General features: G+C 37.2%; 17 protein-coding genes and 2 tRNA genes. 9 read left to right on the forward strand and 10 right to left on the reverse strand.

Features of this window, described 5'->3' with window-relative positions; translation table 11 throughout:
* Positions 1–7: 7 nt before the first annotated feature.
* Together NAT51_RS12490 and NAT51_RS12495 are read left to right on the forward strand one after the other, a co-directional pair.
* Complete coding sequence (locus NAT51_RS12490) at positions 8–2,200, forward strand: B12-binding domain-containing radical SAM protein (RefSeq protein WP_250598400.1); 2,193 nt, start codon at positions 8–10, stop codon at positions 2,198–2,200.
* A 102-nt stretch (positions 2,201–2,302) separates the two neighbouring features.
* The gene (locus tag NAT51_RS12495; protein WP_250598402.1) at positions 2,303–4,408 is read left to right on the forward strand and encodes an ATP-binding protein; all 2,106 of its coding nucleotides are present in this window, start codon (positions 2,303–2,305) and stop codon (positions 4,406–4,408) included.
* Positions 4,409–4,469: 61 nt separating this feature from the next.
* On the opposite strand, the gene NAT51_RS12500 is transcribed toward NAT51_RS12495, so the two are convergent.
* The 3 genes from NAT51_RS12500 to NAT51_RS12510 all read right to left on the reverse strand — a co-directional run bounded on the left by NAT51_RS12500 (position 4,470) and on the right by NAT51_RS12510 (position 7,137).
* On the reverse strand, positions 4,470–5,021 hold the full coding sequence (locus tag NAT51_RS12500) for a YfbU family protein (RefSeq protein ID WP_250598404.1): 552 nt from the start codon (positions 5,019–5,021) through the stop codon (positions 4,470–4,472).
* Between the two features lie 164 nt (positions 5,022–5,185).
* Entirely contained in the window at positions 5,186–5,875 is a 690-nt protein-coding gene (locus NAT51_RS12505; RefSeq protein WP_250598406.1) for a response regulator transcription factor, read from the reverse strand.
* A gap of 2 nt (positions 5,876–5,877) precedes the next feature.
* Positions 5,878–7,137 (reverse strand): sensor histidine kinase, encoded by a 1,260-nt coding sequence (locus NAT51_RS12510; RefSeq protein WP_250598408.1) that lies wholly within the window; start codon positions 7,135–7,137, stop codon positions 5,878–5,880.
* A gap of 163 nt (positions 7,138–7,300) precedes the next feature.
* On the opposite strand from NAT51_RS12510, the gene NAT51_RS12515 reads away from it, so the two are divergent.
* Positions 7,301–7,705 carry a DUF1573 domain-containing protein gene (locus NAT51_RS12515; RefSeq protein WP_250598410.1) on the forward strand — a complete coding sequence of 135 codons (405 nt, stop codon included), beginning with the start codon at positions 7,301–7,303 and terminating at the stop codon, positions 7,703–7,705.
* Between the two features lie 81 nt (positions 7,706–7,786).
* Here the strand turns inward: NAT51_RS12515 and NAT51_RS12520 are convergent, their stop codons facing one another.
* From NAT51_RS12520 to NAT51_RS12540, 5 genes are all read right to left on the reverse strand, one after another.
* A complete protein-coding gene (locus NAT51_RS12520) occupies positions 7,787–8,719 on the reverse strand; it encodes a C1 family peptidase (RefSeq protein ID WP_250598417.1) in 933 nt (310 codons plus the stop codon).
* A 92-nt stretch (positions 8,720–8,811) separates the two neighbouring features.
* The gene (rimO, locus tag NAT51_RS12525) at positions 8,812–10,119 is read right to left on the reverse strand and encodes a 30S ribosomal protein S12 methylthiotransferase RimO (RefSeq protein WP_250598419.1); all 1,308 of its coding nucleotides are present in this window, start codon (positions 10,117–10,119) and stop codon (positions 8,812–8,814) included.
* A 179-nt stretch (positions 10,120–10,298) separates the two neighbouring features.
* A complete protein-coding gene (locus NAT51_RS12530; protein ID WP_250598421.1) occupies positions 10,299–12,248 on the reverse strand; it encodes a T9SS type A sorting domain-containing protein in 1,950 nt (649 codons plus the stop codon).
* A gap of 109 nt (positions 12,249–12,357) precedes the next feature.
* Entirely contained in the window at positions 12,358–13,872 is a 1,515-nt protein-coding gene (locus tag NAT51_RS12535; RefSeq protein WP_250598423.1) for an OmpP1/FadL family transporter, read from the reverse strand.
* A 73-nt stretch (positions 13,873–13,945) separates the two neighbouring features.
* Entirely contained in the window at positions 13,946–15,004 is a 1,059-nt protein-coding gene (locus NAT51_RS12540; RefSeq protein WP_250598425.1) for a hypothetical protein, read from the reverse strand.
* A 99-nt stretch (positions 15,005–15,103) separates the two neighbouring features.
* Here NAT51_RS12540 and proS point away from each other — a divergent pair, with 99 nt between their 5' ends.
* From proS to rpsT, 4 genes are all read left to right on the forward strand, one after another.
* A complete protein-coding gene (gene proS, locus NAT51_RS12545) occupies positions 15,104–16,582 on the forward strand; it encodes a proline--tRNA ligase (protein ID WP_250598427.1) in 1,479 nt (492 codons plus the stop codon).
* Between the two features lie 120 nt (positions 16,583–16,702).
* Positions 16,703–16,774, forward strand: a tRNA-Glu gene (locus tag NAT51_RS12550).
* A gap of 32 nt (positions 16,775–16,806) precedes the next feature.
* Positions 16,807–16,878 (forward strand) — tRNA-Glu (locus tag NAT51_RS12555).
* Between the two features lie 156 nt (positions 16,879–17,034).
* On the forward strand, positions 17,035–17,286 hold the full coding sequence (gene rpsT, locus NAT51_RS12560; protein WP_250598429.1) for a 30S ribosomal protein S20: 252 nt from the start codon (positions 17,035–17,037) through the stop codon (positions 17,284–17,286).
* Between the two features lie 56 nt (positions 17,287–17,342).
* On the opposite strand, the gene NAT51_RS12565 is transcribed toward rpsT, so the two are convergent.
* Positions 17,343–18,113: a DUF5995 family protein gene (locus NAT51_RS12565; RefSeq protein WP_250598431.1), complete on the reverse strand. Its 771-nt coding sequence runs from the start codon at positions 18,111–18,113 to the stop codon at positions 17,343–17,345.
* Positions 18,114–18,300: 187 nt separating this feature from the next.
* Between NAT51_RS12565 and typA the strand changes: the two genes are divergently transcribed.
* Together typA and NAT51_RS12575 are read left to right on the forward strand one after the other, a co-directional pair.
* Positions 18,301–20,100 carry a translational GTPase TypA gene (gene typA / locus NAT51_RS12570; protein WP_250598433.1) on the forward strand — a complete coding sequence of 600 codons (1,800 nt, stop codon included), beginning with the start codon at positions 18,301–18,303 and terminating at the stop codon, positions 20,098–20,100.
* A 198-nt stretch (positions 20,101–20,298) separates the two neighbouring features.
* A complete protein-coding gene (locus NAT51_RS12575) occupies positions 20,299–20,460 on the forward strand; it encodes a hypothetical protein (protein WP_250599245.1) in 162 nt (53 codons plus the stop codon).
* Here NAT51_RS12575 and NAT51_RS12580 read toward each other — a convergent pair.
* The gene (locus NAT51_RS12580) at positions 20,457–20,852 is read right to left on the reverse strand and encodes an ACT domain-containing protein (RefSeq protein ID WP_250598437.1); all 396 of its coding nucleotides are present in this window, start codon (positions 20,850–20,852) and stop codon (positions 20,457–20,459) included. The genes NAT51_RS12575 and NAT51_RS12580 overlap by 4 nt on opposite strands.
* Positions 20,853–20,906 lie beyond the last annotated feature (54 nt).

Below are 20,906 nucleotides of genomic sequence, written 5' to 3' on the forward strand. Positions count from 1 at the left end.
GTTTGCAATGTACAGTACCCTGCTTATCACACCGCCTTTTACACAGCTCAATACGCCGTATCCGGCAACGGCTTACCTGAAAGGTTTTCTCAATACTAAGTCCATTTCGTCTTTTCAGATGGATTTGGGTATCGAAGTGATTCTGGAATTGTTTTCCAAAGCGGGTCTGACGAATGTTTTTGATTTTGTTGCCGGTGATGTGACCGAAATGTCGCAAAACTCTGAGCGTATCTTCGCATTAAAAACCGAATACCTGAAAACAATTGATGCGGTAATCGAATTCCTGCAAGGGAAGAATCCTACCTTGGCACGCCAAATGTGTTCCGGGAATTTCCTCCCCGAAGCTTCACGCTTCAGCCAGCTGGATGACATGGACTGGGCTTTCGGTTCCATGGGGATGCAGGATAAAGCAAAGCACCTGGCGACGTTATACCTGGAGGATCTTTCTGATTTTATCGTCGAATGCATCGATGAGAACTTTGGTTTTAGCCGCTACGCAGAACGTCTCGGTAGAAGTGCCAACTCGTTCGATGAATTATATGATTACCTGCAGACTGAGCCCACATACATTGATCATATAACCCTGCGTCTTCTGGATTTGCAGTTGCAGAAGGAGGATAAACCTCAATTGGTTTGTTTCTCGGTCCCGTTTCCGGGAAATCTGTACAGTGCGTTCCGTTGTGCGCAGTTCATAAAAGAAAATTACCCTGAGATTAAGGTATCTATGGGAGGTGGTTTCCCTAATACCGAATTAAGGGACCTGAAGGATGCCCGCGTTTTCGAATTCTTTGACTTCATCACTCTCGATGACGGGGAGTTACCAATAGAACTTTTATTAAATGCAATAGAGGTGGCTGAGCCTGTCGAAGTCAGAAGAACATTCCTCCTTGAAAATGGGGAAGTGGTCTATAAAAACACGACGACCCGCCACGATTATAAACAGAGTGAAGTGGGTACGCCTGATTACACCGGTTTGTTACTGGATAAGTACATTTCGGTAATCGAGATTGCTAATCCCATGCACAGTCTCTGGAGTGACGGCCGCTGGAATAAACTGACCATGGCGCACGGTTGCTACTGGGGGAAGTGTACCTTCTGTGATATTTCCCTGGATTATATTAAGGTCTATGAACCCATTCATGCTAAAACGCTGGTGGATAGGATGGAGGAACTTATCGAACAAACCGGGGAGAATGGTTTCCATTTTGTCGACGAAGCAGCTCCGCCTGCATTGATGCGCGAAGTGGCACTGGAAATCCTGAGGCGTAATTTAACGGTGACGTGGTGGACAAACATTCGCTTCGAAAAGAGTTTTACCGCCGATTTGTGTGTTTTATTGAAAGCCTCAGGTTGTATCGCCGTGTCGGGCGGACTCGAAGTGGCTTCCGACCGTCTTTTGGAATTAATCAAGAAGGGGGTAACCGTTGAACAGGTAGCAAAGGTAACACGCAACTTCACTGAATCGGGGATTATGGTGCATGCGTACCTGATGTACGGGTATCCCACGCAAACCATTCAGGAAACTATCGACAGCCTCGAAATGGTACGCCAAATGTTCGAACTGGGAATCCTGCAATCGGGTTTCTGGCACCAGTTTGCCATGACAGCACACAGCCCCGTAGGGATGAACCCGGAGGAATTCGGGGTAACACCGCAGCTTAACGAAATCTCTTTCGCAAATAACGATATTCAGTTCAAGGATAAAACAGGAATCAACCACGATAAGTTTAGCTTCGGCCTGAAAAAGTCATTGTTCAATTACATGCACGGTATCTGTTTTGATTATCCGTTACAGGATTGGTTCGACTTTAAAATCCCCAACACTAAAATCAATCCTGATTTTATCTACGATTGTTTACAGGAGGAAAATCATCTGCAAATCAAACCAAACGCTAAAATTGTCTGGATTGGCGGTAATCCTTCTGCCGAATTGTTTACAAAATCCAAAAAAGGGAACTCCTGGGAAATGATGAAACTTACTTTCCACGATAAGCGCGAATCGTTCGACATCACCGTGGAAAAGGATAAAGGGGAATGGCTGAAAGGTATCCTGGACAAAATCGCCGTGACAAAAGAGAAACGGAATAACTTCCAGGAAATCAAAACCGATTTTGAAAATAACGGCCTGGATGACTTTGAATTGTTCTGGTTTTCAAAGCCAATGCAAACCCTTAAAGAAAGCAATCTGCTGGTTTTATAACCCGTCGGATTGTTTTTGAAATGTTGTTTTTATCATTATTCTTGTATTTTTTGTTAAATAATTATAATTTCACTAAGTTTATATTGAATATAAGCGGATCACATGAAAAAAATCGACAAACTTTCAATCTACTCGAAGTTACTCTTGTTGATTTTTGTTTCCAGCGTCGCATTTATACTACTTTTTCTATACCTTTTTTATTATACACTCAAGCAGGAGGATGAAGTATATGCCATGTCGCAAAAGCAGCTCAATGATGAGGTGAAATCCCTCATGGAGCTCAACTCTGAATCGCATATTTCTACCATTATCGATATTACATATTGGGACGAACTGGTGAAGTATATTAAAACCAAAGACCAGAAATGGTTTGATGATACCATCGCCAGTGCCATCGATATGTATTTTGTCGAATACCTCGGGGTATATGAGCTGAACGGAAATAAATTAGGGGAGAAATACACGCATGAAATCAAACAGCCGGTTTCATTTATTACCAAACAGCTGCTGAATGAGGTGTATAAAAAGAAACTCATTACGTTTTATGCAAAAGTACCGGAAGGATACGCCGAAGTTTTTATGGCAACCATCCATCCTTCAAATGATCCCAATAAGGTGAAAACAAAACCGGAAGGCTACTTTGTTATGGTGCGGCTTCTGGATGCCGGATACATTAAAAGACTGGAACAAATCAGTACGGCAAAAGTTTTTTTCTCTGACTCCGAAAATGAAAAGTTATTCTTCGATGATTACATTCAGGGATTCCATACTTTAAAATCCTGGAACGGGGATAAAGTGACAGACATCGTTTTTAAAAGGAAGTTCTATGTGAATTTCAACGATACCGAGAAGATTCTGTTGATTATCATGTTTGCCTTTATCTTGTTTTTAGTGATATATACACTGTTCTTACGGCGCTGGGTTTCAAAACCACTGTCATTAACCACAGAAATCCTTGAGAAGGGTAACAAAAAGGCAATCAAAAAATTAAAATCATCCCCGGGGGAATTCAGAAGAATAGGAATCTTGTTTGATGAGGCTTTTTCACAACGGAAACAACTGGAAAAAGCTAAGGCAAAGGCTGAAGAAAGTGACCAACTTAAAACGGCTTTCCTGACGAATCTGTCGCACGAAATCAGAACTCCTATGAATGCTATCATTGGTTTCTCGGAACTACTGAAGGAAAAGGATATCGACGAAGAGGAGAAATTAAATTACATCAAGATCATTAATAAGAGTGGTACAAATCTGGTTTCCATTATTGATGATCTGATCGAAATGTCTAAAATTGACTCGAATCAGGTGAAACCGAAAATCTCAAGCGTAAACCTGGAATCTTGTATGAATGAATTGTATAAATCAATTGCGATTACCATTTCAAAGGACAAAAACATAGAATTCCGCTTGGTGGAAGCTAATTATCCGCTAACAACCAGAATCCTTATTGATGAAATCAAACTGAAACAGGTACTGATTAATCTAATTACAAATGCTGTGAAGTTTACCAACTCAGGGTTTGTAGAATTTGGATACAATAAAAGCACTGACGGAACCGAAATTCATTTCTTTGTAAGGGATTCCGGCCTTGGAATCGATAAGGAAGACCAGCCTTTTATCTTCGACCGGTTCAGAAGGGTTGATAGTGATTATTCCATTAAAGTGGGCGGACTCGGATTAGGATTGGCTATCTCGAAGGCTTACGTACACTTAATGGGCGGTACGATTCATCTGGATTCTAAAATGGGAGTGGGGTCAACTTTTAATTTTACCATTCCGTTGGTTGTCGATACAGATACGTCCAGAAAATTCAGAACCAAGGAAGAAGCAAAAGAAGATGTGTATGATAAAGAAATCACAATTTTAGTTGCCGAAGACGATAATATCAATTACTTGCTGATCGAAAAACTCCTGAAAATGAAGCATTATAATGTGATCAGGGCAAAAGACGGTATCGAAGCAATTGATATCTGTGAAGGGGATGAAGAAATTAATTTAATCCTGATGGATATCAAAATGCCGGGAATGAGTGGTTATGATGCTTTTGCTAAAGTGAAAGATGCAAGGCCAAAGGTGCCGGTCATAGCACAAACTGCTTTCTCCTCAACGGATGAAATTGAGCGCATCCAAAAGTTTGGTTTCGACAGCTATATTACCAAGCCGCTGGACAAAGCCAAATTATATGAAATGATTGATACCTTCTTAAAATAAAAATAGTTTCCATGGTGTGGAAACTATTTTAAACCCTAGAAATTGTATATAGATACAAATATTACACTGCTAATTGAAATGGAATTTTATTACTAGGATTGGCGACAACGTTAATCATCTGTTCTATATCTTTTTTACTGAATTCATATTTATCATTATCAAGCAGATAAATCTGATATTCTAACATACGCTTGTATTTGGGTAATTGGAATTCATCTGCTGATACCGAATAAACAGCCAGGTGTTCCTGCCATAAATCCATTTTTTCAATCATGAATTCCAAATAATGGTAATGTTGGTCTTTGCGGGCATTAAAACCTTCAAATTTGATTTTATCAAGGTCAAGTCCTTTTTTATCTTCCAATGACATTTTTTTCAAAGCATCATTGATCCTTTTATACATGAATAAAATCTGGGTGGTTTCTTCACATACTTCCAAAGAAATTTCTTCAGGTGCTACATCAAACACTTCATAGTATCTTTCTGTAAAACCGTTTTCAAGGATTTCAATTTTTAATTCGTAATCTTCTGGAGTGTCTTCAATTTTGGAAAGAATTCGGTACTGATTGGCAAGAATTTGTCTTTCAACGATGGATAGTGTTTCTGGAATCATAGTTGTAAATTTTCTTATTACAAACATAAGCGGTTATCCCCAGTATTTACTATGGTTTTACCGTACGAAATGTTAAACTTAAGGTTAAGAAACGGGTTGTTTTCCCTTTTCCCGACTAATGATTTCAGGGGTAATATTGAGGTAATTATTTATTTAAATTAAATTTACCCGGTTGTTGAAAACCGGAAACCGATTCCATGAAGATTTTCAATCGAAATGCCTTCTTCATTTGCAATTATTTTCCGTAATCTGGAAATAAACACATCAAGACTTCTACCCATAAAATAATCATCATCTCCCCAAAGCGATTTCAGGATTTCTTCGCGTTTTAAAACCACATTCTTGTTATCGAGGAACAGTTTTAACAGTTCAGCTTCCCTTTGGGTCAAGGTTGTTTTTTCTTCCCCGGAAACAACAAAGTAGTTTTTACTGTCAAACTGGTATTTGCCAAGCTTGTAAATGCTCTTATCGACAGGTTCGCTTTTTGCAGATCGCTTGATGAAGACTTCAATTTTTAAAAGTAATTCCTCAATACTGAAAGGTTTGACCAGATAATCATCGGCTCCAAGACGTAATCCTTTTATACGGTCTTCTTTTAAGGTTTTCGCCGAAAGAAAAATGATGGGAATCTGGGTATTGGTTTTCCGGATCATTTCGGCTAGTTCAAATCCATCCATTTTAGGCATCATGATATCCAGTATGCAAATATCAAATTCATTGTTTTTAAAAGCTTCATAAGTCATTTCGCCATCTTGACAATGGGTAACGTCATAATTGTTCTGTTCCAGATTGTCTTTGGTCAGGAAAGCTAATGTTTCGTCATCTTCGGCGTATAAAATTTTAATCTTGGCCATATTTAGGTTAACGGAGTTAAGATGGTTATTGTTATTCCTTGTTTATTATTGTTCTGCATCAGGATTTTCCAGTTGTGTTGGGTGCATATTTTTTTGACATAGTACAGTCCCAATCCAAACCCGCTGACTTCATTGCTTTTCTTGGTTGGAATGCGGTAAAATTTGTCAAAAACGAATGATATGTTTTTGTTGGAAATACCGATACCATTATCAATGAACTCTATTTTCAGTTGTTTAGTATCATCAGATAACTTAATCGTTATTTCGGGATAGCAATCGCAATATTTCACCGAATTATCAATGAGGTTATAAATCAGATTAGTGAAATGAAATTGATCGGCGTTGATTTTATAATCGTCTTTTTTTGAATCGATTGTGATTTTTGTATCGGGATATTTCAATTGAATACTTTCAATCACCGAAGCAATCACCGGAATGATTGTAAATTCACTTTTCTCCAAAACAAGTGGTGCATTGTCTGATTTGGCTATATTCAGGATTTTCTCGATGTGATGATTTAGTTTATGGGTCTGATCAATGATGATTTTAGTGTATTTTTCGAGTTTTTGATCCTTTTTGATGTCTTCCTGTTGGTTTAAATAATTGGACGCAATTAAAATGGATGACAAAGGTGTTTTGAATTCGTGGGTCATATTATTAATGAAGTCACGCTGTAATTCCGAATATTTTTTCTGTTGGATAATCGTGTAAATAGAATAAACATATACTAATAAGATAATAATTAATGCAAAGGAAAGTATGAACCAGAACCTTAAGGAACTAAACAGGTAAGAGGTTTCATTCGGGAAACGGATGGCAAAATAGTAAATTAAATTTTTATGCTTCGGGAAAGAAATAGAAGTCTTTTTAGGTGTTTTATTGCTGAATGAGATGTAATTCCCGTAAACCATTTCATCACTGTGGCAATTGTACATGGCATATTCGAAATCGGTTGTGATGCCAATTTTTTCAAATTCGACTTTCAGATAATGTTCCAGGATTTCCGGATCAAAATCATTATCTACATTAATGATGTAATAATCATTGGATACCTTTTTTACGGGATTGTTGGCCGGTACTTCATGATTTGTTCCTTCATAAAGATGTTTTACAACATTTATTAATGCAATATGGGCTTTCTGGGAAAACTTCTGTTCTTCTATAGAGAAAGCTTCTTTCGTCCACAGCAATTGCGCAATAAGGATTCCTATCGTAGCGACTAATCCTAAAACAATGATACTATTAAGTTTTTTTATTTTCAAAGCGATGAATTCTTACTGTAATATTACTGAAAAAAAACCTTTGTTTATATCGTTAACAAGTTGTTAACAAACATTTAAAAACGGTTAACAGCTGTGTGAAAATTAATGAAATACATTTGGGTTATACAAAAACAACAAATCAATTCTAACTAAAATGAAAATTATGAAAGCAATTAAGATTTCTCTTTTGGCACTGACTTTAGGTTTAATGTCTTTTTCGGTTGTAACACCAGTTAAAGATATGATTGTAAAAGTTGCTGAAGGTTCATCAATCAAATGGAAAAGTGAACAAATCGATTTAGGACAAATTCCTCAGGGAAAACCGGTAACTATCGAATTTGAATTTGAAAATACTGGTAAAACAGCTGTTATTATCACAAATGTAAAAGCTTCTTGTGGTTGTACGGCAACAGATTATACAAAAGAACCAATTGCGCCGGGTAAAAAGGCTCAGGTTAAAGCAACATACAATGCAGCGGCTAAAGGTGCATTCACAAAAACAGTTACCGTGACAACCAATGCGGAAGAGGCACCAAAAGTGTTGTCTTTTAAAGGGACTGTGATATAATAGATTTTTAAGGTTAATTAAGCGAAAACTCCAAAGCATTACTGTTTTGGAGTTTTTTTATGGACTAAATTCTTTTGTTTTTTAGTTTTTTATGGTAACGCTTTTAAGGACAAGGCCTTCATAACCAAATAACTTATGAAAATCAAAGCTGACTCTTTCGTAACCATTCCATCTCCAGTTGGTTCCCCATGAATTTTTGATAATAAAACCCTGGTCATCATAGCCAATTATGGTTACCACATGATATCCATATTGGTTAGCGTCTGAATCAGTTTGGACATACTTTAACTCTCCGCTTAATATTCTTTCGGTTAGATTGTCTGAATAAAGATTTTTGGCATCTGTAAAGGTCATTGGTTTTCCTGTTACTCCAAAAAGTGTGTAGCCAAGATCAGGAGTAATGGTGTTGAATGTTGATGATCTATAATTTTTCCATGCCGGTAAGTATAATTTATAACTGACAGGTATAGCTTTTATGCCGTTTTTAAGCAGTGATTTGATGTAGTCAACGTTTTTAGATGTAATTCCGTCGAGATATTCATATTCTTTAAGGAAAATCCGGGCTTTAGTTTTGTATTTTGTACCTAAAGTTATGGCGCCAATGTCACTTTCTATGATGTATTTTACCATTTCTGAGTCATCTTTAAGCCATCTTCTGGTTGCTTGCGGATTATAAGGTAATTCAGATTCGGTAATTACTCCGTCTTTTATTAATGCGTTGGGATAATAGTAAAGTAATTGCCCTGTAGATGTTTCTTTTTGATTGGCATAATCATTTGTTTTTTGAACAGCATAAAGGTACTTTTCACTTAGATCTTTTGGAACGCCTTCTAAAGTTTCAAGAGCGGCAGCAACTCCAAAAGCACTGCAGGTGTTCCTGTTTCCCTGATTTTTTACAGGAGATTGTGAAGTCCAGTGAATTGTTTCCGGAAATAATTTTTCAGGAGGCGTAAGGGTTCCTTGTTGGCAAATGCCTATAAAAGGAAAAAGTAGTAAAAAATGTAATGTTTTCATTTGTAGTTATTTAGTGTTCGTTCTAAATAAAGTTAATGAAAAAATACAGTTTTTTACTACAATTTATTCTTTTTTATAGCGATGGAAACTTTTTAATTAGTTGCCGGTTCTCCGTATAAATCGAATTCAGTGGCATTAAAGATTTTGATGGTTGCGAATTCTCCTGTTTTTAGGTAATGTTTAGAAGCGTCGATTAATACTTCGTTGTCAACATCCGGGCTGTCAAATTCTGTTCTTCCTACAAAATACTGACCTTCTTTTCTGTCGATAATACAACGGAAAGTCTGTCCGATTTTTTCCTGGTTCAAATCCCATGAAATTTGAGCCTGGATTTCCATTATTTCGGTAGCTCTTGCTTGTTTTACGTCGTCCGGCACATCGTCTTCCAATGAAAAAGCATGTGTGTTTTCTTCATGTGAATAAGCAAAACAGCCTAAACGCTCAAAACGCATTTCTTCAACCCAGTTTTTAAGGATTTGGAAATCTTCTTCCGTTTCACCCGGATAACCAACGATTAAAGTTGTACGGATAGCCATTCCCGGAACGGCAGCACGGAAGTCTTTTAACAGTTGGGTAGTTTTTGCATAAGTGGTTCCACGACGCATTGATTTCAGGATGTTATCTGAAATATGCTGCAATGGAATATCAATATAATTACAGATTTTTGGCTCGTTTTTCATTAGTTCCAAAACGTCCATCGGGAATCCGGTTGGGAAGGCATAGTGCAATCTAATCCACTCAATTCCTTCAACTTTTATCAGATTTTCAAGTAATTCGGCCAAATTACGTTTTTTATATAAATCCAAACCGTAATAGGTCAAATCCTGTGCAATAAGAATTAATTCTTTTACGCCGTCAGCAGCTAAACCTTCTGCTTCTTTGACTAATTTTTCAATTGGCTGGGAAACGTGTTTTCCGCGCATGATAGGAATGGCACAGAAACTGCATGGACGGTCACAACCTTCGGCAATTTTTAAGTAAGCATAGTTTTTAGGTGTTGTAGTTAAACGTTCACCCAAAAGCTCATGTTTGTAATCGGCACCTAAAGCTTTTAAAAGTAAAGGTAAATCGGTTGTTCCGAAATATTGGTCCACATTAGGGATTTCTGCTTCTAAATCAGGACGGTATCTTTCAGATAAACATCCGGTAACGAAAACTTTATCGACAATACCCTGTTCTTTTTTGTCAACATATTCTAAAATCGTGTTAACCGATTCTTCTTTGGCATTATTAATAAAACCACAAGTGTTAATTACTACGATGTTACCTTCCTGTTCGTGAGCTACATCTTTACCGCTGGCTTTTAATTGCCCCATTAAGACTTCACTGTCGTAAACATTTTTTGAACAACCCAGTGTAATTACATTAATCTTGTTTTTCTTTAACGATTTGGTTCTCATTGCTTTAATTTAGGAGCGCAAAATTACAACATTTATTTCAGGTAGCGAAACATTTAAAGGCTGAAGGCTTAATTTAGACTGATTTTGTACTAAAAAAGCCCACAAATCTGTGGGCTTTTATTTTTTAAATCCATATCTGTTTGGAAATGGATATTATCAAAGTTAAAATATCTTGAAGATTACTCTTTAATTATTTTTTTTAAAAAACTGTTATTTCTTTCACTCTTTAAGAAATAGATACCATTTGGAAGGTCATCTATTTTGAACTCAACTTCTTCATCTTTTGTTGTAAACGAGAAATTTTTAATCCTTCTACTGTAAGTATCAACTAAATAAAATGAAGTTCCTAGGTTTAAGTCGTTTTTTAAATAAAAAGTCCCATTGTTTGGGTTAGGATAAGGAGATGTTATTTCAAAATCATTTTGATTCATTTTGATTGAATCAGAATCTTCATTTTCATCTTGCATTGTTCTGGCTGACGATACTCTCCTTATTACCGCAATTGGGTTACTTATGCTTTTAACGATACCATTTTCAGTAATTAATCTTCTAAATCCAAGGTATTGATAAGGTCGTAAATTTGAAGTATATATATATTGAAAATCCTTGCCGGTGGCATTAGGTATATCTGTCCAAACATAGTCGTTATTAAAGTTTATATTTTCACCGGTTTTGGCCATTTGCCATTTGTATTTTAAATTACTGTTTGTTACGGCATTTCCAGTAAAAATTGATGGATTAACAAGTGAAGTTAAAGTCTGATCACAACAAATTGTATTGACTATGATTGAATTGTTGATAGAAATAGAAATTGTGTTGCTTATGTTGTAAAACCCATTGTCAGTGTCAATCGCTATTCTGCGGATTAATGTATCTTCGTTGATTGGTCCGATATTGATTAAATCATTACTATTTTGATTTACAAAATCATGCCATGTATTCTCATTTGTTGTTTTGTATTGCCATTTGAAATAATTGATGTATTTAATTTCTCGTTCACAATCAGTTCTATAAGGGCATACTTTTGTACTGATAATGCTTGGAAGATAGTTATTTGTTAAGGATACAATTGAGCCCGGTGCAACTATTTTGTTTTCATGGATTAAGTTGTTTGAAATTAAATCTGATTTAATAACGGATTCTGCTAAAATAAAAGGAAAATTTGTTCCTTGAAACTGGAAGGTAACTATTATTTTTGCTCCATTTATTAATTTGGACGAAGGTATTTGAATATTTTGATATGTTTCACTACCAATATAATTTGTAAAAATTTTTGGTGTTACCAAAAGGGTAGTGTAAAGCGTTGATCCCTCAGGGTTATGTATTGCAATATTCATGGATCCATAATATCCTGACACAAGATTACTGCCATGTATAAGACTGTAATTTATTTTAAAATCTATACTTGAGTAGCCTTCTGCAGTGTTAGGGACAACAATTTTGTTGTTTAAGATTGGAAGATTGTCTGAATATTTTAAATCGGTTATTTGAGCTTCTACTCTATCCGGTATGTTGTTGGGGTAGCTTTCACTTGTGCCTCCTGCTAATTTATACAAATCGGTCCTTTTTAGGTTTTTATGAAGACCTATGGAGAACATGTTTGTTTGAAAAGTATAGCCAGTATTGCTTATGGTGTATTTGCGTAAAGTAATTTTTTGATGTACTGTTTTTGTGTAATAATTGTTTACTTTCTCTAAATTAACTATTTCAGAAACTAAATAATAACTTCTTACTCCATTATCATAATCTTCAGCTGTTTGATTGTTATGATTGTTTGGATTGAACATCCAAGTTCCAATTCTTAAATTGTTTATAAAACCGGTATTGTAGGTACCATAATAACTCGCTTTTACATCAAATTCAATTACTAAGTCATCTTTTCCATTGAAATTAATAGTGTTGTTGGGTTGAATTAGACCGTTTGTTGTTAGATTCAAAATTTCAATTGAAAATAAACTTTCATCAATAGGAGTATCAGGAGAAAGATCTTCAAGAGGATCTAATGGGGTGTCATCACCGATGCGTGTAATGCTATTGTGTTGTGTGTTGACTTTGCTGGGTAAATGTTGTTGTGATAAAAGAATTGAGGAGTTTAGAATTAGTGTTAAAATAAAATGTTTCAATCTCATTAGTATTTTCTTATTTAAATTAATTTGAGTAAAGGTAGAGTCAATTAATTTAAATAAGAAAAATTAGATGTTTTTATTTTAAAAAATTATTGTTTATACTTTGTTTTGATTATAACTCAAATGAAAGTGTCACCGTAACATTATTATTTTTTATAGTGCTTTTTGCTCTGTCAGTTAATCCGGTGCTGAACATCTGGTAACCATAATCTCTTTCGGATGTAGAATAAGCCAGATCAAGCTTGGTTCCTCCGAAATTATATCCGATACCGCCTGAATATCCGGTTAGATCGCCCATCATATCTTCGTCTTTGTATGGACTTGTTTCTGAACGGAAACCGGCACGAAGACTCCATTGGTTGACTTTGTATTCACCACCAATTCTTAGTTCGTTGGATGTTGTGAATAAATTTTCAATTCTGTTGTTGTCAGAAGCATAATCATTTTCTGGTTTTAAACGCATCGAGCTGTAATCTTTAGCGCTGTAGTCAACGCTGATGAATCCCTGTTTTCCAAAAATAATGGCGGCACTTCCGGTAATTTTACCCGGTGTTTGAATGGTATACGGAGCAAAAACCATGGTTAAGTTAGGGTCAACTATATCGGCAGGTAACTCGCTTGTATTGTCACCGCTAACGGCTGCAACACTTTGCATTAGTTCGTCGGTTAAACGATGCCATGTTGGAGATTCGTAAGTGGCGCCAACTCTGAATTGGTTGCTTAATTTTAAAATAGCACCCAGTTGGAATGAAAATCCGTTGCCATAAGTATGCAGGCTATTGTCGAAATAAACCCTCTTCACATAAGTGTCAGTTGATGTGTTGTTATCGTTGCTTTCAAAAAAACTCGAATTTCTCACATAATCTGAAAAGTGAGAATTTAAGTTAATACCAATCATTAGTTTGTCCTGATAATTTGCCGATGCATTGAAAGCTAATTTTCCATTGTAACCGGTGGTTTCCACTGAATTTTCATGGTAAAAATCCCCGGGAACAATTGCGGAGCTGTATTGGGTGATGTTTGGATTGTCATAATTGGTTGGGTCACTTGCCAATGGAATTGGATCAATAATAAAGGCCCAATATGCTAGATAAGCCTGTTGCTCGCGGAATGATAATTCCTCAAAATTAAAATTTTTAAGTGTTCTGAGTTCTATTCCGTTTGCATAATTCAAAAAGTAATCATCTATCGAATTAGTCGGGTTGGTTCCGGAAATAAATAATGAATTGTCAAAGTTATTCTGATTTTCATAGTTTAAGGCTAAAGCAAATTTCTTCCAGTCGCTTTCATGATGGTTTTCAAAAACGAAAACACCACCGGCCTGGCCTAAATCAAGCGAATTGTTGCTGTCGCTGGTTCTGGTTCCAAAATAATCTGAATTATTTTTGGTATTGTAATTGCTTAAAGTGAAAGCTACCTGATTGTTGTTGAAGATAACCGAGCTGGCAGGATTCAGGTTTATGGCTGATAAATCACCGCCAACAGCTCCAAAAGCACCGCTTAATGCTCTGAAACGTGCTGTTCCTAAAGGTTCTGTCTGGGAATATCGGAGTGCGTCGTTGATTTCCTGGGCTTGCATGGCTGTACTTGCCAGAATCAATCCTAAAATTGAGATATAGTTTTTCATGATTGTATTTCGTTAAAAAACCTATACAAATACGTAATTAATGTGTATGAGTATAGGTTTTGTTATTTAATTATTATCTTCTTCCGCCGCTTCTTCCGCCTCCGCCATAATTGCCGCCTCCTGATGAACGTGGAGATTCATAGCTTCTTGGGGAATCATAAGTTCTTGGAGATGAACTCCTGGGAGAGTCATAAGTTCTTGGTGAAGAGCTTCTTGGTGAATCTGAATTTTTAGGTGGATTTACCTCAGATCTCGGAACACCTGTATAAGTGCTTTGTGATCTTGGACTTCTTGGTGAATCTGAGTTTTTAGGAGGGTTTACGGTTGTTCTCGGAACGCCTGTATATGTGCTGTTGGATTCATTGTTGAAATTTCTTCTTCTCGGTGTGCTTGTGTAAGTTCTTGGATTAGAAGAGTTTCCAAAATCATTGTTGTAAGTGGAAGATCTTCTTCTTGAGTCGTAACTTCTTGTTCCGTAGTGTCTGTCACTTGAGCGGTCTGAATAAGCTACACTTCTTCTTCCTCCGTTATATCCATAATATCTGTCGTAGTAACCGTGTCCGTACCAGCCACCATAATATCCTCCGTAGTAGCCTCCGCCATAGTAGTAAGGGCTATACCAGCCTCCCCAGTACGATGGTCCGTAATAAGCATATCCGCCCCAGTAAGGGTCGCACCAGTATGAATTCCATCCCCAGTGGCTTCTCCAGGGTCTGTATCCCCAATAGTTGTTCCATCCCCAGTAGCCTCCCCAGCCCCAGTTGCTTTCGTATACATTGATGGTGACATTTTCAGTGTTGTCGCCCCATCCTGCATAACTTTTCTGGTTTTTAACTTCTGTAGTGTCGTTACTGGTTGAATAATTTTCTACATCGGTAAATGTATCCGAATCGTTAGTGCTGTAATTGTCGGCATTTGCGGCAAAATACTCTTTGTATTTTTTATTCGAATCATCAGATTGGGTATTGCTTGTGGTTTGGGTAACAGGTTCTCTTTGGTCGCTGCCATAGATGCCGTCGTTTTCGTAGTATGATACATTTTTGTATGAACCACAGGAAATCGCGGTTAAACCCAATAATCCAACAAAGGATTTAACAATCGCGCCTTTTGTAGAAAAGAATTTTGTTTTCATATCTTATAAAATTTATTGTTGGACAACTCAAAAATAGTTAGTTTTGTCGAATTATAATAATATTTAACATTTCACAATTTTTGTGCCAAACTATTCAATATGAGCAAGAACTTAACGAAGCGTGCAGAAGATTACTCAAAATGGTATAACGAACTGGTTGTCAAGGCTGATTTAGCCGAGAATTCCGGTGTAAGAGGATGTATGGTTATCAAGCCCTACGGGTATGCTATCTGGGAAAAAATGCAGGCCGAATTGGATAGAATGTTTAAAGAAACGGGACACAGTAATGCGTATTTTCCATTATTTGTGCCAAAAAGCATGTTTGAAGCGGAAGAGAAAAATGCTGAGGGATTTGCAAAAGAATGTGCCATTGTGACACACTACCGTTTGAAAAACGATGAATCAAAACCTGGAAAACTGATGGTGGATCCGAATGCGAAGCTGGAAGAGGAGTTGATTGTTCGTCCAACCAGTGAAGCTATTATTTGGAGTACTTACAAGAACTGGGTGCAGTCGTATAGAGATTTACCATTGTTAATTAATCAATGGGCGAATGTGGTGCGTTGGGAAATGCGTACACGTTTGTTTTTACGTACTGCCGAGTTTTTATGGCAGGAAGGCCACACGGCGCACGCAACCAGACAGGAGGCGCTGGATGAAACAGTGCAAATGATGAATGTGTATGCTGATTTTGTTGAAAACTTCATGGCGATTCCGGTGGTGAAAGGAGTGAAAACGGAAACTGAGCGTTTTGCCGGAGCAGATGAAACGTATTGTATTGAAGCATTGATGCAGGACGGAAAAGCGTTGCAGGCGGGAACGTCACATTTCTTAGGGCAGAACTTTGCAAAAGCTTTTGATGTTAAGTTTGCGAATCAGGAAGGTAAGCAAGAGCATGTTTGGGGAACTTCGTGGGGAGTTTCAACCCGTTTGATGGGAGCATTGGTAATGACGCATTCTGATGATAACGGTTTGGTATTGCCGCCAAATTTAGCGCCTATCCAAGTGGTAATTGTGCCTATTTTTAAATCGGATGAAGAATTGGATAAGATTTCTGAAGTTGCAAAAGATTTACAGGCTAAATTCAGGAAGCTGGGTATTTCGGTCAAGTTTGATAACAGAACGACCCAAAAACCAGGTTTTAAATTTGCTGAATGGGAGTTAAAAGGAGTGCCGGTGCGCATTGCAATTGGTCCGAAAGATTTGGAAAACGGAACATTTGAAGTGGCCCGTCGTGATACTTTGTCTAAAGAAGTGATTTCAGCAGCTGATGTTGCTGCTTATATAAATGATTTATTGGAAGAGATTCAGAAGAGTTTATATACAAAAGCATTTGATTACAGAAATTCCCATATTACTGAAGTAAATTCATTTGATGAGTTTAAAGAAGTGTTAGAAGGTAAGGGTGGATTTGTGTCTGCGCATTGGGACGGAACGGCTGAAACCGAGGAAAAGATTAAAGATTTGACTAAAGCAACGATTCGTTGTGTGCCTTTGGACAGAAAAGAGGAGTCAGGTGTTTGTATTTTGACCGGAAAACCTTCAAACGGAAGAGTCTTATTTGCAAAGGCTTACTAAAAAATAAGAAAAAAATTTCAAAAAAAGTTGCGGGAGCTATTGCAGAAATAAAAAATGTGTATATCTTTGCACTCGCATTACAGAAATGAGCGCTCTTAATGAGAATCAGAGTAAGTAAATGGCCCGTTCGTCTATCGGTTAGGACGCCAGGTTTTCATCCTGGTAAGAAGGGTTCGATTCCCTTACGGGCTACAATTTTGAAATATTGAAATTAATAATGTGATGGCCCGTTCGTCTATCGGTTAGGACGCCAGGTTTTCATCCTGGTAAGAAGGGTTCGATTCCCTTACGGGCTACAAAATTAGTTGTAAATTAGTTTTATAAAATAAAGGCTTGTGTCTCGAGTCTTTGTTTTATTAGTTAAAACCAAAGTGATTGTATATGCAGTTGTGGGAGGTTTTTCTTTTTTAACTAGTAGTTTATAATAATTATTACAATTAAAATTAAAGAAAATGGCAAATCATAAGTCAGCTCTAAAAAGAATCAGAAGTAACGAAAAGAAAAGAGTGTTAAACAGATATCAGCACAAAACTACGCGTAACGCTATCAAAGCAATCCGTGTAGCTACTGACAAAGCTGAAGCTGCTGCAAAATTATCAAGCGTTATCTCAATGATTGACAAATTAGCAAAGAAAAATATTATACACGATAATAAAGCTTCTAACTTGAAGTCTAAATTAACTAGACACGTAGCTGCTTTATAATTCAATTAGTGTTCAAAATTTACTCAAAAGCCTTGCATTTGCAGGGCTTTTTTGTTTTATACCCACGCTGGTTCTGTTTGTAGTTTACCTTCAAGGGTTTCAATCTTGTCTTTTACGGAGCCACCTTCAAAGAATAATATCATATTAAGTACCCATTGGAGAGTACGTACGGGATTTAGAAGTTTAAAGCCAAGCGTTTCTATTTTTGCATCCCTTTCCTTTATTAATATTTCCCTTTTATCCGGATTTGAATTTAAATCATTGGCAAATAACCATGCGCCGTCACGGGCTGTCTGAATGCTGAATTCGATTAGTTTATCATCCCATTGCTTAGCTAAAGGCATCAGTAGTTTGAATATTGGGGAAACACTGCCCATGTTTTGTTTGACATCATCAGTGAGTTCAGAAAGGAGGCTGTTGATGTGGTTAAAGTCGGATTTAATGGTATCGAGCGGATTGTTTTCGACTGTGTCGACTGTAGCGATGCTTAAATCCAGATTGATATGTGCGTTGATTCCGGTTAATAAGTGCTGTAATACCAGGTGTTTTTTGGTAATGGCTTTGAATGATATCTTCCAGCTTTTTGAGATAGGTGTGTTGTTTTTATCGTCAAAATAGGCTTTAAAGTACCGGTTAGCAAAACGTACATCAAGTTTTTCCATGCGGGCATTGTCTTCAAAACGGTTGTTGAGTATGCCTTCCTTTACGCGGATGGTTACCTTTCGGTATAAAACTGCAAAATAACCTAACGGATTGTTATTGGCTTTGCATTCTTCCACAATGGTGTTTAAGATTTCTATGACTTCGTCTATGTTAGTTGCTTGCATGTCAGTTAATTCTTCTAAATTTTTATAAATGTAAAAAAATATATTTAAGAAGCGGCGGGTTTTTTATCGGAAAGGACAGCAGATACTGTTTATTTATTATGTCTTAATTGTTAAGTATTTAGCCTTGAAATTAAAATTGTTTTTTATGTAAAAAATAATCGTACTTTTGCACCACAAAAAAAATCACATGGAATCAATTAGAAATATTGCGATTATTGCGCACGTTGACCACGGTAAGACTACGTTGGTTGATAAAATCATGTATCACTGTCAGTTGTTCCGTGAGAACGAGAACACAGGTGATTTAATTTTGGATAACAATGACCTTGAACGCGAGCGCGGAATTACAATTACTTCTAAGAACGTTTCGGTTACGTATAAAGGAACAAAAATCAACATTATCGATACTCCGGGCCACGCCGATTTCGGTGGGGAAGTAGAGCGTGTATTGAACATGGCTGACGGTGTTTGTTTGTTAGTGGATGCTTTTGAAGGACCAATGCCACAAACGCGTTTCGTATTACAGAAAGCGATTGACTTAGGTTTGAAACCATGTGTGGTAATCAACAAAGTTGATAAAGAAAACTGTACACCGGAAGAAGTGCATGAAAAAGTATTCGATTTGATGTTTGAATTAGGCGCTACTGAGGAGCAGTTGGATTTCCCTACTGTTTACGGTTCGGCTAAGAACAACTGGATGAGTGATGATTGGAAAAACCAAACTGAAAACATCGAGCCTTTATTGGATATGGTATTGAACAATGTGCCGGCTCCTAAAGTATCGGAAGGTACACCACAAATGCTGATCACTTCATTAGACTTCTCTTCGTTTACAGGACGTATTGCTATCGGTCGTTTGCAAAGAGGTGTTTTGAAAGAAGGGATGAATGTTTCTTTGGTAAAACGTGACGGTGCGGTTGTAAAATCTAAAATTAAGGAACTACATACTTTTGAAGGTTTAGGCCGTAAGAAAGTTGATGAAGTAGTTGCAGGAGATATTTGTGCTATTGTAGGATTGGAAGGATTTGAAATTGGTGATACTGTTGCTGATTTCGAAAACCCGGAAGCATTGGCAACCATTGCCATCGATGAGCCTACAATGAGTATGTTGTTCACGATTAACGATTCACCATTCTTTGGTAAAGAAGGTAAATTTGTTACTTCAAGACACGTAAAAGACAGATTGACTAAAGAATTAGAGAAAAACTTAGCGTTACGCGTTAATGAAACTGATTCTGCAGATAAATTCATGGTATTCGGACGTGGTGTATTACACTTGTCGGTATTGATTGAAACAATGCGCCGTGAAGGATATGAGTTACAAATCGGGCAGCCACAGGTAATCATCAAAGAAATTGACGGTGCTAAATGTGAGCCAATCGAAGAATTGACTATCGACTTACCGGAGAATGTTTCAGGTAAAGCGGTTGAATTCGTAACGATGCGTAAAGGTGAAATGTTAAGCATGGAGCCAAGAGGAGAGCGTATGATCATTAAGTTCATCATCCCTTCACGCGGTATCATCGGTTTACGTAACCAATTATTAACTGCTACTGCAGGTGAGGCTATCATGGCACACCGTTTCCTTGAGTACCAACCGTACAAAGGAGAAATCGCAGGACGTATCAACGGATCATTGATTTCAATGGAGAACGGTAAAGCAATTCCTTACTCTATTAACAAATTACAGGATCGTGGTAAGTTCTTCGTTGATCCGAATGAGGATGTGTATGAAGGTCAGGTAATCGGGGAGAACTCAAGAGGAGACGATATGGTGGTGAACATCACTAAAACGAAACAGTTAACCAACTTCCGTTCTGCGGGTGCTGATGATAAGACAAGAATTGTTCCTGCTATCAAATTTACTTTAGAGGAAGCATTAGAGTACATCCAGAAAGATGAGTACGTTGAAGTAACGCCTAAGTCACTTCGTTTACGTAAAATCTATTTGAACGAAAATGACAGAAAGCGTAATAAAATTGCGTAAGTAAGACATACATACAGATGAATCCGGCTTATGCCGGATTTTTTTATGGGTTATTGTTGCTGAGTTATTGTTTACATTGTATTGGAACAGCAACCATACTGTAGTTATATACTACTTATATAGCACTTTGATACGGGTCAAGTACGGGTCAAGTACGGGTCAACCATTACTTTGATACTACTTTGATATGGCTTTAGTATGAGTCAAGTATGGGTCAAGTATGGGTCAACCATTACTTTGATACTACTTTGGTGTGGCTTTGGTATGGCTTTGGTATGGCTTTGGTATGGCTTTGGTATGGCTTTGGTATGGCTTTGGTATGGCTTTGGTATGGCTTTGGCGAAAGTTTTATCTGGCTAATCTTCAGAAAAGCGGTTGAGTACTGTCATTGCTTTTTCTGCATCTTTTTTATCGACAAAAATATGGTCGTGGTAATAAGCAGCCACTACGTTGCAGCTGATGTTTTCTTTTCCGAGTGCGGTAGAGAAGGCAGCAGTTAATCCTACGGCTTCTAAGGAAGAATGAACCGTCAGGGTAATCCATGAAGCCACATAAGAATAATCAAGCCTTAATTCGTCAGCTATTTGCTTTTTTAATACCAGTGTTATGCCTTCTTCTTCCCTGAAATGGAAGAGTATGTCTTTAAAACTTACTGAAGCATCATTTGGGACACTGCAAAATACATATTCCCCTTCATTAAGATGCGGTTTCATGGTTTTAAGTAAAATAGCTAAGTTTTTTTCGCCGGACATTTTTTTGGGATTAAAAGATTGAAGGATTGAAAGATTGGGCTTCGAGAGCACTTC

The sequence above is a fragment of the Flavobacterium amniphilum genome (assembly GCF_023634845.1).
Taxonomy (GTDB): domain Bacteria; phylum Bacteroidota; class Bacteroidia; order Flavobacteriales; family Flavobacteriaceae; genus Flavobacterium; species Flavobacterium amniphilum.

Bases quoted from the DNA above. Each gene is read 5' to 3' on its own strand.
- NAT51_RS12515 (WP_250598410.1), top strand. From the start codon at position 7,301: ATGAAAGCAATTAAGATTTCTCTTTTGGCACTGACTTTAGGTTTAATG.
- typA (WP_250598433.1), top strand. From the start codon at position 18,301: ATGGAATCAATTAGAAATATTGCGATTATTGCGCACGTTGACCACGGT.
- NAT51_RS12580 (WP_250598437.1), bottom strand. From the start codon at position 20,852: ATGTCCGGCGAAAAAAACTTAGCTATTTTACTTAAAACCATGAAACCG.
- NAT51_RS12505 (WP_250598406.1), bottom strand. From the start codon at position 5,875: ATGGCCAAGATTAAAATTTTATACGCCGAAGATGACGAAACATTAGCT.
- NAT51_RS12520 (WP_250598417.1), bottom strand. From the start codon at position 8,719: ATGAAAACATTACATTTTTTACTACTTTTTCCTTTTATAGGCATTTGC.
- NAT51_RS12565 (WP_250598431.1), bottom strand. From the start codon at position 18,113: ATGCAAGCAACTAACATAGACGAAGTCATAGAAATCTTAAACACCATT.
- proS (WP_250598427.1), top strand. From the start codon at position 15,104: ATGAGCAAGAACTTAACGAAGCGTGCAGAAGATTACTCAAAATGGTAT.
- NAT51_RS12540 (WP_250598425.1), bottom strand. From the start codon at position 15,004: ATGAAAACAAAATTCTTTTCTACAAAAGGCGCGATTGTTAAATCCTTT.
- rimO (WP_250598419.1), bottom strand. From the start codon at position 10,119: ATGAGAACCAAATCGTTAAAGAAAAACAAGATTAATGTAATTACACTG.
- NAT51_RS12500 (WP_250598404.1), bottom strand. From the start codon at position 5,021: ATGATTCCAGAAACACTATCCATCGTTGAAAGACAAATTCTTGCCAAT.
- NAT51_RS12490 (WP_250598400.1), top strand. From the start codon at position 8: ATGTACAGTACCCTGCTTATCACACCGCCTTTTACACAGCTCAATACG.
- NAT51_RS12530 (WP_250598421.1), bottom strand. From the start codon at position 12,248: ATGAGATTGAAACATTTTATTTTAACACTAATTCTAAACTCCTCAATT.
- NAT51_RS12495 (WP_250598402.1), top strand. From the start codon at position 2,303: ATGAAAAAAATCGACAAACTTTCAATCTACTCGAAGTTACTCTTGTTG.
- NAT51_RS12535 (WP_250598423.1), bottom strand. From the start codon at position 13,872: ATGAAAAACTATATCTCAATTTTAGGATTGATTCTGGCAAGTACAGCC.
- rpsT (WP_250598429.1), top strand. From the start codon at position 17,035: ATGGCAAATCATAAGTCAGCTCTAAAAAGAATCAGAAGTAACGAAAAG.
- NAT51_RS12575 (WP_250599245.1), top strand. From the start codon at position 20,299: ATGAGTCAAGTATGGGTCAAGTATGGGTCAACCATTACTTTGATACTA.